The 12,094-nt window shown below is 58.0% G+C and carries 8 protein-coding genes; all 8 read right to left on the bottom strand.

What is annotated here, in order from left to right; translation table 11 throughout:
- Positions 1–157: 157 nt before the first annotated feature.
- The 8 genes from BIZ42_RS13560 to BIZ42_RS13525 all read right to left on the bottom strand — a co-directional run bounded on the left by BIZ42_RS13560 (position 158) and on the right by BIZ42_RS13525 (position 12,090).
- On the bottom strand, positions 158–2,050 hold the full coding sequence (locus BIZ42_RS13560) for a hypothetical protein (protein WP_070426725.1): 1,893 nt from the start codon (positions 2,048–2,050) through the stop codon (positions 158–160).
- 13 nt (positions 2,051–2,063) lie between these two features.
- The gene (locus BIZ42_RS13555; RefSeq protein WP_070426724.1) at positions 2,064–3,503 is read right to left on the bottom strand and encodes a hypothetical protein; all 1,440 of its coding nucleotides are present in this window, start codon (positions 3,501–3,503) and stop codon (positions 2,064–2,066) included.
- The gene (locus BIZ42_RS13550) at positions 3,500–5,602 is read right to left on the bottom strand and encodes a DEAD/DEAH box helicase (protein ID WP_049450108.1); all 2,103 of its coding nucleotides are present in this window, start codon (positions 5,600–5,602) and stop codon (positions 3,500–3,502) included. Before BIZ42_RS13550 ends, BIZ42_RS13555 begins: the two co-directional genes overlap by 4 nt.
- 5 nt (positions 5,603–5,607) lie before the next feature.
- Entirely contained in the window at positions 5,608–9,237 is a 3,630-nt protein-coding gene (brxC, locus tag BIZ42_RS13545; protein ID WP_070426722.1) for a BREX system P-loop protein BrxC, read from the bottom strand.
- Positions 9,238–9,265: 28 nt separating this feature from the next.
- Positions 9,266–9,841 carry a BREX protein BrxB domain-containing protein gene (locus tag BIZ42_RS13540; RefSeq protein WP_049450111.1) on the bottom strand — a complete coding sequence of 192 codons (576 nt, stop codon included), beginning with the start codon at positions 9,839–9,841 and terminating at the stop codon, positions 9,266–9,268.
- Positions 9,822–10,610, bottom strand: coding sequence for a DUF1819 family protein (locus BIZ42_RS13535; protein ID WP_049450114.1), 789 nt, complete (start codon positions 10,608–10,610; stop codon positions 9,822–9,824). Before BIZ42_RS13535 ends, BIZ42_RS13540 begins: the two co-directional genes overlap by 20 nt.
- A 2-nt stretch (positions 10,611–10,612) precedes the next feature.
- On the bottom strand, positions 10,613–11,113 hold the full coding sequence (locus BIZ42_RS13530; protein ID WP_032968954.1) for a BrxE family protein: 501 nt from the start codon (positions 11,111–11,113) through the stop codon (positions 10,613–10,615).
- A 62-nt stretch (positions 11,114–11,175) separates the two neighbouring features.
- A complete protein-coding gene (locus tag BIZ42_RS13525; RefSeq protein ID WP_004146413.1) occupies positions 11,176–12,090 on the bottom strand; it encodes a WYL domain-containing protein in 915 nt (304 codons plus the stop codon).
- Between the last annotated feature and the right edge of the window lie 4 nt (positions 12,091–12,094).

The following is a 12,094-nucleotide window of genomic DNA, read 5'->3' as shown; positions in this document are numbered from 1 at the left end:
GCCTCCCAATACGAAAATGGAGAACTCGGAACCATCGAGAATACAGATGTGTCACGGACATAAACCCTAGCATCTAGGCCGCCAGCTCTCACTGCCCGGACTACTGAGGCCAACTCTTGCTCCTTTTCAGAGCTTGCCAATAATCTCAAGAAGATCGTCACGCGGCTTTCTCCAATACGTAAGCGGCGGCTTCGACCATCGCGTCGTCCATCACGCCATGCCCCAGGTCGGCCATGACTACTGGCTTGGCAATACCCAAGGCCACCTGCTCACGCCACTTCTGGAAACTGGAGAGGAAGAAACAAGTGCGCGAGGTGATGGCGCCGATGCGACCGCCGGGGCGCAGCAGTTCCAGGCCACGCTCCACCATAATGGCCAGCAAATCGTTCTTGCTGCGCGGATAGGCTTTGGCGAGTTGATCCTTGGTCTTGGCAGCCAGCGCGCCAAACGGTGGATTCATCACCACCACATCAAACACTTCTCGGCACAGATCGATGAGCCGCAAGCCCTGTAGCGCATCCTGCGCAAATAGGCGCCCTTGGTACGTCGACTTTGCCGCCTGGGCAAACTCAGTAAGCGCCTCGCGTAGTCGCTCCTCCGCTTGCTGCCAGTTCTCCTGCTCCTGCACAGCAAACAGGCCGGTGCCTTTGCCCACATAGACCTGCCGAATCAAATGCGGCAACTCGCGCTCGACCTGGAGCAGCACTCCGAGCTCCGGCAGGCCCTTGAGCAGTCGCAGGGTCTTCTCGAACAGCTCGGCGTCGCGCTGATCGAGGTTGGTCACGAACTGCTGGCGCAACTCACGCTCTGCCGGCGGTGCAATCGCGGCCACCACATGCCCCCGCCCGATCAGCGGGCGGTCTTTGGCTTTGACACCGGCATCGTGCCAAGCACGCTGTGCCCGCAGCCATAACGCCAATGAAGCGATTTGCGCGGCACGCGGGTCGATATCCACGCCATAGATGTTGTGTTCGATGATCAGGCGCGGCACATCTCGCAGAAATGCAGCCTCATCTTCGTAGGTCTGGCTCATTGGCTTGAGTGCAGCCTGGGGTTGGGTCGAAACATCCAGCGAGCCGGGGCCGTGCTGCTGCTCCCAGGCCCAGGCCTCGCGATAGATCTCAGCGAACAGGTCAAATGCATACAGACCAAAGTGCATGGAGCCGCAGGCCGGGTCCAGCAGCTTCAGCGTGCGCGGATCGCGCAGCTTGGTAGCGGCCTGGCGCATTTCGTCGGGCTTGACCAGCAGGTACTGACAATGCTCGCGCAGATCGGTATCGCCTCCCGTGGCGTTGAACCACAGCCGACCCAAGGTGTTGTCCACCAGGAACTCGACCACGTAGCGCGGCGTGAAGAACTGGTTGCGTACCGCCAGCTCGCGGCTGTTACGCGGCGCCTGCGACGCATCGCGCATCGCCTTGCGCTCTTCTTTGGAGTTGAAGTACTGGTAGATCCAGCCGATGGTTTCGTCCTCGCTCCATAGCGGGGCGATGTCGGCATCGTTGATCAGGTTGAGCACCTGCAGCAGCGCGGCTTCGCGCGGGAACAGGCGACCCTGCGGTGAGTAGCGGTCGAATAATCCAGGCAAGTCCTGGCTCAGCTCATCGAACACACTGAACAGGTAGGTGCGATAGGCATCGCCGGTTTCGCCCAGGCCGATGCCAGCCAGCCGGGCGTAGAGCTGAAAGCCCTTGGCCTGGAAGCCGTTGCCGACCGACTCAACCAGTAGGCCACGCGCCTCCGCCATGCGCAGCGCCGCCAGGCGGTTGAGCACGGTAAAGGCTTGCTCGCGGACGATGCGGTCCAGCCCCTGGGTAGCATTCATGTCGCCACTAGCGGTGTAGTGGGCCAGGGTGTCGCGCAGGATGCGGGCGGATTCGCGCTGGGCGTCGTTGATATGGCGCAAGCTGGCTAGCTCCGCCACGGTGCCCGCGTTCGGGTCCATGCCATAGTCGTTCTGCAGCTGGCGGGTGAATTCCTCTTCCAGCACCCGGCGCGCATCGTTGACGAAGCGCTGGAGGCGGTTTCTTGTTGTTTGGTCGAAGGCCATGTATGCCTGTCTCTTAGAAGTCAGCGGAGAGCTGCTGCTCTTTTTTCTCGATGAATTTCACAGCACGCCAGCCGGTCTTACCCTGCTTGTTGGTACGCCGAATGGCCTGACAGGTGACGTCGTATTGCACCTCAGGAGTAAAGGTCTCTGCCATCTCTGGGGCGACGAAGACGTCATCTCGGCTGGTGCTGATGAATGCAAATGTTTTTCCCTCCTGCCTATTCAAAGTGCCGCTAAAAATTTCAAACAGGCCAGGAATGGTTTGAACCTCTGATATTCGCCAATCCAGAGCTTGGCCTTCAACCTCTGCACGCCCAATCTCCACTACAGTACCTGGCAACAAGCTTGCCACTGTGGGAAACTTTTTATGCAAAAGCCCGAGGCCGGTAGCGGCGCCGGTCGCTATATAGCTGAGCCCCTTTTCTGCATTGATGTGGTCAATGACACCGCGAGTGTAGGTAAGGTTTTGTCGGTCCAGTTGTTGAAGCAATGCACGTGCACTGGACTCAGCTTTCGGCAGCGGCTGTAGAGAGTTATTGGCGAGTGCGTCTTGATACCAGTCACTGGTAAGCAGTTGATGCAGTTCCTGGGGCACCTTATAGGCGTGCTTTTCCCTGTACTGCAGTGCCAGGTTCGCCTGTAGTGCTGCCTCATTGAAACGGCCCGCAAGCGCGAGGCGCTGTGCCAAATGGATTCGAACCCTTGCGACTTCCTGCTCCTCCCGAGCCAGCTGGGTTGCATGGGCATAACAAGTCAACGCATCCTGTGGGTGCTCAACTTCCAGGATCTCGCCTAGTAGCGCCCATGGCCAAGCCGCGCGCGACTGTCGACGTAACACTGGCGTCAATCGCTTGATCGCAAGGTCTGGCTCGCCGTTGGCCAGGTGCAGTTTGCTCTGGTAGTAGTTGAGCCATTGGTCGTTTGGCTCATTCTTTAGCGCTTGTTCCAAAACGCCAAGACCCCACTCATTCAGCGTCGGATCCGACTGAGGATCGACAGCCTTAGCCACTGTCTCACGACAGACGGCACGTATGAAGCGTTTATACAAACTATCTACAGTCTTTCCTGCCTCATTGACGAAAGGCTTCTTGTCCTCTTCTGAAAAACTTTCGTTTCCCACCCAGCGGGCAAAAAGAAGAAATTCAGACCAATCCTTGGATGCCTTCCCCGCAAGGCGAAGAAATTGTGAAAAAGCACTATCGCCACGCAGTGCGTCAGCCATGTGCGAGAACTCGCGCATGTCCGGTGACAGTTGGCCAGATAACGCCGCAGGAGATAGCTGCTTTGTCTCGTAACGATCGACGATTTCTTTTACATGGTCATACAGCGCCCATGCGTATGCTCGAAGAAACCATACGTCAGCATTGTTTTGGGGGTACTCCGACCTGGCCAAATCCAGGGCTTCTGCATGCCGTTTTTGCTTGCGAAGTGCAAAGATTTCACTGGAGCTCACTGGTTTTCCTCTTTTTGCGCCGTCATCAAGCGCTGTACTTCCTCATAGAGGCCGTGGCTACTGCCTGGGCCGCCGACTTCCTGAGCAGCCGTCCAAGTAAAGGCGCCGTCGTAAGTGAAATCAATCTCACCTTTGCGACAAGCATCAGCAAAGCTCAATCGCAGCCGATACGGCATCGACTTTTGACCGATACGTTGAATTCCCGATTCGGCAATAGCTTTATCCAGACCATCCAGAAACTCTTGTATGAACTGGCTTGGCTGCTCCGTGCTGGATTTGGCAGCCAGCACACCAAGCGATGTGAGCGCATCCTCCGCCAATTGACTATCTGATAAGGCGCCAGGAACAGATCCAGAGCGACTGACCTGTAATTTGCCATTGTAGTAATACTGAACTACGGCGCGTTTGCCATTGCGCGAAAGGGTGTAGCGCTCGCAATACTGCAAGTGCTGCAACTGTTCAATTTCGATGCCTTGAGCCCCCCACACCAGGCGTAACTGCTGATGGGTTTTCATCAAGGGGGCAATAGCGGGTGTGAACGAAAGCCTCTGCCAGTCTGGATCAGTCATGAGCTCCTGAAGTCCAGCCTTTTCAGGTTTTTCAGACGCGCCTGATGAGCCAGTCCAGGCGATGTCACCGGTGGGTGTGAAGTCAGGGGGATTCACGATGATCAGTTTCTTGGCTGCTCGCGTGATGGCCGTATAAGCCCAACGAAAGAACGATGCATTGCGAGAGCCCCTGCCGGACCCGAAGTCAACAAGGACAGTATTCCATTCCCCGCCCTGCGCCTTGTGACAGGTCATGGCATAGCCGTACTTGACCTGGAGCGCGTTGAAGTACGGGTCGTCACGGATAACTTTCCGGAATTCAGCCGACTTTGGATGCAGGTCAGGGTGGCGCTTTCGAAAATCTACCAAAAGCGCCCGCTGCTCCAACGGGGTCAATTCACGGTTAGGCGAATCTAGCAAGTTCTCTAGTACCAGGCAGTTTGTCTGGATGACGCTGCCATCCGCATCACGAAAAGCAACGGTGATATTGCGGAACCACAACTCAACATGGTGGCCTCCCTTGAGATTTACTGGCACACGTTGTGCGTCTGCTCCCACCTCTATGACCTTGACCAGATCGCCATTGCTGAGTTCGTGCGTTGTTGAGTTTTTGTTTATTAACAGCGTTTCGCCCACCTGGATAGGCAGACTGGCATCGCCCCAACGACGATCTCTGATGTTACGGTTGTAGTCCAGCGCATTGGCGTTAGAGTGCACGACTGCGACGTTAGAAGTTTTTGTCTGCAACCATTGAACGACCAGATCGACGGCTCTTTGGGCATCTACCTGTTCAATATCCTGTCCATTGGGCTGCAGTGAAAATTTATTGAACCGCTCGGCCAGCATCGCGTCGCGCAACTCCGTCGCGCGGTCGAGAATGGCACTGCCCTGCGCCTGACGCATGACATTTTTCAAATCGAACGAATCCACCTTCAACTTGAATTGCTCACTCAGATACGCATCTGACAAGGCCGGTGACGCATTTTCTCCAACCGGAGGTAGCTGCGCAGGATCGCCGACGAAAAGCAGCTTGGTAAGGTGATTCTTTGTGCGACCTGATCTGTTCATTCGGGCAAAGGTCACGATATCCAGGAGCAATCGGCCTGAACCGAACTGCATGAAATCACCGTGATTCTCCTTATCTCCAACCATTGACGATTCGTCGATCACAAACAAGGAAACAACCGGTTCTTCCTCCTTCAACGGGAAGATCATCCGCATCCCCGGGTCGTTAGCCGTCTCGGCCCCTTCATTCACCTCCAAATTGGTAAGCATGTAAATCGCCCGATGGATAGTCGACCCTTCGTATCCAGAGTTTCCAGTGATTTGCTTGATCTTGTTGCCCAGAATTCGGGCTGCCCGGCCTGTCGGTGCCAGGAGGCTGCAGGAAAGGTTCATCTCCTCTAGAGTTTTGACCAGTTGGGCAACAAGTGTGGTCTTACCAGTGCCTGCACTGCCACGCAGGACAAAAGCATCTCGAGTGTCATCAAGAAGAAAGGTTCTAATGGCATCCAGCGCGGCGGACTGCTCTCCGGTCAATTGTATTTCCATGCAGCTCACGCGCCCTGACCATGCATCACAAAGTTGATTTCCGCCTCTACATAAAGGCCAAGCTGTGCCTTGATTTCCTGTAGCTGTTGGATCAGCGCATCAATGTCCGCAGCCGACGTCATCGTCACGGGAATCGCGATCGACTTTGTCAGCTTGGCCGGACCTTCTTCTCCGTTTTTGACGCGTTCTTCCTCCATGCGCTGGCGCAGACGTTCCTGGCCCTGCCGCTGGATCGACCGCTTAAGATCGTCGAGGGTGCTGTTGATGTCGTAGTCGCGAGCCAGCAGTTTCTTAAGTCCGGCCAGATCCTGGGTGGCTGACAGAGCAAGCCCATCCAACCGGTTCACGGCGTTGCCGCGCTCCTCCTGGGTGAGTTCTTCCCACTCAGTGATGCGCTGCAGATCCTCGACCCCTTCCTTCAAACGCAGCTTTTGCTGATCGGAGAGCGTGATGACCGCATCGCGCAAACGGCCCTTCAGATGGGTTAGCTGCGAATTGAAGTCGGTGGTGTGTTTGTAGAAGTCTTCTTTGCCCAAGCGCTCTGACAGGGTTCCCAAGTCTTCGGCAAGTTCGCGGCGCAGCTCTCCTGGCACGCCAGTGTCCGGCAAGGCTTCGATGTCGCGACGATGAGCTTGCAAGTCACGCAAGGTAGCGTCGAGCCCATTGTCGAACGCTCGCTTCACTTCCAGCGCCCACTTGAGATTGTCGTAAATGGCGGAGGTTTCGGCACCCAGACGCTGTGGAGCATCTGACGCATCTGTAAACAGAACATCGGCAATGTCCTGGTTCAAAGTACGGATGCGTTCGCTACCCGCCAGCCCAAGGCCGCTGAGCTTTTCAGCCAAGGAGCCGTAATCGTGCTGGAAGCGCGTGAAGTGCTTGGCCGCCGCCTTGCTGATCTCTTGCTCAAGCGGGATCACCATGTCACCGACCAGTTCAGTGAGCCGCTCTGCCGCCCGACCGAGCGTTTCGATGGACGGGCGCTCGTCGCGCAGGGCCACGCCGATCTGCTTGAAGGAGTTGTTGGTCTTCAGGGCATCGATGGCCTGTTGCCCAGCGGCCGTGACTTCGCGTCCCGAGACCTTGAGCTTGATCTCTCCAGCCATAAGCATGGCCGCGACGATGTAGCGCGTGGTGTCCGGCGACCAGCCGAACGGGGCGCTGCTGAAGTCGTCGAGCAGGCGCTTGCCATCGACCGTGCCGCGCTTGTCGATGTAGTCGCGGATGCTGATCATCGCTTTATGGTCGGTTTTGAACGAGGCACGACCGGCCACGGTTTGCACCAAACCGAGCGGGTCCAGCGCGCTGCTGATGGCCGCGGGGTTGGCGACCTTCAGGAATTTCTCGGCGGTGTCGGTTCCGGCACGTACTGGGGCTTCTACGTACCGGTCGAACACCTGGTCAGCAACGTCGGAGAGCAGCTTCTTGGCGGCCTCCAGCAAATCAGCATCCAGTGCCGACACCGCCGTGGCCTGGCCGCGGAACACAAACGAGCCGGCTTGCAGAGTTTGTTTGATCTTGCTCTGGAGCTGGGTCGCCAGCTTGGCAGCACGGTCGAGCTGGCCGGTGCAGTAGTCCTTTACCTCTTGGTCGGGCTCGTTGCGGTGCAGCTCGGCAATGCGCTGACAGCGATAGATTTCGTTCGCCAGATCGTCGAGTTCGGAATTTGCGCGAGCCAAGAGCCCGATGACGTTTCGACCCGCCCGGCTGCGGGAATCATCCAGCATCCGGTTCTTGGCGGTGTCGTAGTCACTGGCTGGCACCAACTCAACAACGGTTTGGATGGTGCTCTGATCACCGGCCAGGCTGGTGATGGCGCTGCCGGCCTGGACCTTCAGGCCCGTTGCGACGGCCATCGTGCCGTGGAGGCTGACGCGAGGCAGCGGATCGAAGGACTCGCGCAGCGCATCGTTGAAAATGCGCTTCACATCCACGGTGCGCAACGCAATCGCGCCTCGCTCCTGCTCGATATCCCGCAGCTTCTCGCTGAGGAACACGAGGTTGCCATCTTTCTCGCCGAGCGGCACATGCACATCGTTCAGCATCTCTTCGACGGCTTTCTTGACCGTGTCGAGCTGCGAAGGTGCCGTGACGGAGGGATGCATCAGGCTGGCGACGTTCTGCACCGAGACTGGCAAGTTGCCGAGGATCTGCAACACGGCGACGGACTTGGCGATGTCCTGATGTAGCTGTGAATCCGGGAAGCGAATCTGCACTTTGCCGACCGCCTGGTGGATGGACGTGAAGGCACGGCGAATGTCCTTTTCCAGTTCGTCGTACAGCGTCACCGTGGTGGCCAGCCAGCCCACGGGCTGATCGGCCATGGCCTTGGAACCGCCTTCACCTTTCAGGACATCCTGAATTACCTTGATCGCAGAGCGTAGACCGATGCCGCCGGTGGACTTTGCGAGCGCGCCGAGTAGGTGCAGCAGGATGTCGAAGTGCGCCGGCAGGAACGGGTAGAGATTGGTGAAACTCTCTTTGCTGAAGTCTGCGTCGTAGTACTTAGCGTCCTGCAGCTTGGTGTTGTGTCGCAGCGCCTGACCATGGGCATCGAAAAGCTTGCCAAGCTCGGTCTCGCCCGCTGGCGATTTACCGAGCAGACGACGGTAGCAAATCTCTTTGATGTCGCTCGATTCAAGGTCGATCTGAATCGGGAAGCGGTCTTTCAGCTTGTAGAGCTTGTCGGAGTTCAGCGCGGCGCGCGGGTCGTCTTCCGTCAGCGTCTGCTGCGCGGTAGAGATGATCCAGGCCTTGCCGTCGCCCAGCCTCTTGAGGTTCTTCGCCAGGCCATCAAGGTTGAGGATCAGGTTGTCGCGTGAGGCCACGTACTGGCCGACTTCGTCGACGATGAAGATGATGTTCTGCTTACCACTCTTCTCGCGGACGATGTCGATCATCTCTTGCACGCGCTGGTCTTCGAACTGGAAGAAGCCTTCGGTGCTGGACGAGAATGACTTGGCCTCCGGGAAGAGTGCCGGGTACATCTCATGGGCGATTTTCGGGATCAAGCCGTCGATGGCCAGTGGGTTGTTCTGCACGCGAGCCCAGGTGGCACCTGGCAGCGCCTGGGCGATACGCTCATGGAGTTCGGGCGTGCGGCCGTCCTTCTCGACCATGCGCTCAAAAGCGGCAACCTTCAGGTTGCGCGAGTAGCCAGCCCACTGCAGTACCTTGAAGTAGAGGACGGTGGAGACGTCTTCCATCGTGGCGCCGGCGAGCATTTCACTGGCGAGGTCCAGCATGACCACTGCAGCCGGGAAGCGCTTCGCTACAGTGCTGAGGAGCGCCTTGGTCTGTGGCTTGTGCAGGCGGTCTTGCAGGTAGTTGATGAACGGCGTGCCGTCGATGGTGCGCTGATCATCAAACGCCAAGCCGAGATACTTGGTGAACGAGCTCTTACCGGAGCCGTAGAAGCCAGAGACCCAGACGCCCACCTCATTTTCGCCACCGGACTCCATCGCAAGCTGCATGCGATCGAGGAGCTTGCGGAACTGCTCCTCAATACTCTCGGTGACCACGTATTCAGAGATCTCAGCCTTGAGGCGGCCTTCTTGCGAGGCGCCATAGGTGATGACCTTTTCGATGGTCCGGTAGATGTCCTTGCTTGGATCGAAGAGTGAGCGAATGGTCATAGGTTTGTCCCAGGGTTCTTTTGTCTGTTCAGCCGCCGACGTGGACGGAGCGGTAATTGCCGTCTTCCGGGTAGAAGCCGAGAAACTTCAGGCGTGTCTTGCCGGTTCGCACGCCGGGGTACAGAAAAATCGTCGGTACGTGAAACTTGCCCTGGAGCTGGCTTTCGATGGCGCCGATGCGCATAAACGGATGCAGTGCCTCAAGATCCGTTACCAACAGCAGCGCGTTCTGCTGGGCTTCGAGCGGCTGCAGGGCATCCTCCAGCCGCTTCAGCAGGCCGTTATCCGCCGTCAGGATGTCCGCCAGCGCCTTGTTGGTACGTGGCCAATCCAAGGGCGCTGACTTGTCCTCCATCACGCACAGCGACCAGAACGGGTCGTCTTTCAGTAGGGCCCAGATCTGTTCAGCGATGGAGAACGTGTGCACGTCCCAGCCTTCCTGGTGCAGCTTGGCCACCCAAGCGGGCGTTTGCCGCTTCACCTCGAGGATCTGCTCTGGTGGGAAGACAAGGTAATAAATCGGCTCGAAGCTCGCATGGCCAAGCTCGCGCCCGTGCCGGATGCGCTCGCGCAACTCGTCGAAATCAGCCTTGAGTGAGGACATCGCAGAGCGCCTCCATGTCTTGTTGTTTCCAGCTGATGCGGATCACGTCGCCAGCAGCCTGGACGATGAGCAAACCCTTCAGCGAGAGTCGTTTGATTTCTTCCAGCACGTCTTCGCGCGCCAAGCCAAATAACTGCCAGTCTTCGTGAGTCAGCAGGGCGTTATCACCGACACAGGAAAAATGCAGTTCGTAGGCCAAGTACGCGGCCACGGCTGGCGAAATACGGAACGGCAGGATGCGACGGCTTGAGCGCAGTCCACGTTCGAGCATTCCGTAGTCGGCGCAGCATCCGGTCAGATAGGCGGAGACACGCCGTACAGTGGTTTCCGACCAGCGCTTGATGGTCTTGCCGTCATCAATGCCGCGCTCGACAAAGGTCCGCGCGTCTTCATTGGTGATCTGTGTGTATCCACCGGCGTATCGAGCCCAGTAAACATGGCGCACGAAGTCGCCAAGGATCGGGTTGGCCCGACTCGTAAAAACGAGCATGAGCTGCGTCAGGTCAGCCGTGGATATCGTTGCGGACAGCCGCTTGAGATGTGCTGCTGGTGCACCACCTGCCACGAGATAGCGTGGAGCGAAGCATTCGACGACGATGTTGCGAAGTCGGCGCGCGGTAACGGTGGGGAATCGACCCGATTCCAGTGCGACCTGATGCAACTGGTTCGCCGACATGCCAGGCGACCACAGGTCGAGCAGCGTCTTGGTTTCGTTGACGAGCCCAAGGCCTGCTTGCAACTGAGTCGTGTAGGGCGTGTTGTCGGCCACGATCACCCCACCAGATACGGATAAGTTTTGGCGTTCTGTGTGAACGCCGATAGATAGGCCGCAGCGATAGCCTTCAGTGTGTCGGTGGAATCGAGATCCTTGATGCCCCCGACCGCCGTTGGACCCACGCTGGAAGTGCCGCCCGTGGCAGCCAATCGCTTCAACGCATCAAGCGCAGCCTCTTTGCTTTGTGGCGCCTGGCTGGCGAGTTCTTCTCCCACGCTACTTTGCACGGTCGCGTGCAGGTCTTGCTCGACCTCTTCGGGCAACCGGAACAGGTGGTAGCTACCCACGCTCAAATGCTCGTCGTGCAATCGTCTGGCTGCTTCCAGCACACCGTGGTACTGAGCGAGGCGAGACGTTTTCGAGAAGACCGGCTCCAGGAAGAGCTTGTTTGATGCCTCATAGAACGCCGTTGGCCACCAGGCGTACTGAGCACGCTCGCCAAGGAAGCCGACAAGCATCCTCATCTGCAGCAATGTCGGTAGGTAGGATTCTTTCATCTCAATTCTCGTCATTCGTTTGTTCTACCGACGCGACCGGCGCCGGCAGTGGTAGCTATTGTTCAGTCACATTCCGCTCCTGCTCGGGCCGCATCCAAGGGTGCATACCCTGGTGCCAGCACGGCGTTCTTGACGCCGTACAAGGCCAAGTGGTCCTTCAGCCATAGTCTGTACTCCGGCCCACGAAGGCTGTGGTCTGCGGTGCAGTCGACGCTCCACTTGCGCAGGATGTAGCCGGCAGTCGCTGCCCGAAGCTTCATCTTCACCATGCCGCCAGTCATGCCGTAATCCATCTCCGCGATCTCGGGACGGGGTTGATTGGGGTGCGGCACCAACTCCAGTTCCACGATCCTGGTCCACTGGATGTCCTGATCACTCATCTCGTGGGGCGCCACTAGCTGCGCCTTAAGCGCCACGGGGCACTTGATCCGGTTAATGACGAAATCCCGGAATTCCTGCGATTTGCGGTCGAAGGCGCGGACGAGCCAGCGCAAGCCGTTGTCGATCAACGCGAACGGGACGATCTCCCGCTCGGTGCGACCACTGGAGATGGAGCAGTACTCAATGCCGAGCGGACACTCCTGGTGGATCGCCCGGGTCACGCTCGCTAGCACGTCCAGATCCGGATGCGCGAGCCGTGACGGGCTCTCGCTCATCACCCATGCCTTGAGCCGCATAGGCTCACCGTCGCCAAAGCCCTGGGTCAACCACGACAGCACCCGCTCCGGAGGGAAGTCGAAGATGGGCTGGAAGTCCGGCCCCAATACGTAGGACTTGACCTTGGAGTCGTAGTCGATGTTGCCCGAGGCCAACTCCTTGTACAGCGCCAAGTCCCTGGATGCGGCGGCGGACTGGATGCCAAACCGCGTGACCAAGTCCTGACGGCGTATCTCCCCGATGAAGCGCACGCGCAATTCCACGAACGCGAGACGATCGCGCTGTGGCTGGGTCAAATCTGTGAAGCGTTCGTTCATCATCCGT

Origin of the sequence: Stenotrophomonas sp. LM091, assembly GCF_001806305.1 — a bacterium.
GTDB classification, from domain to species: Bacteria; Pseudomonadota; Gammaproteobacteria; order Xanthomonadales; family Xanthomonadaceae; genus Stenotrophomonas; species Stenotrophomonas bentonitica_A.
Note: the sequence above shows the minus strand (reverse complement) of the source record. Positions and strands in the feature narration are given on the sequence as shown.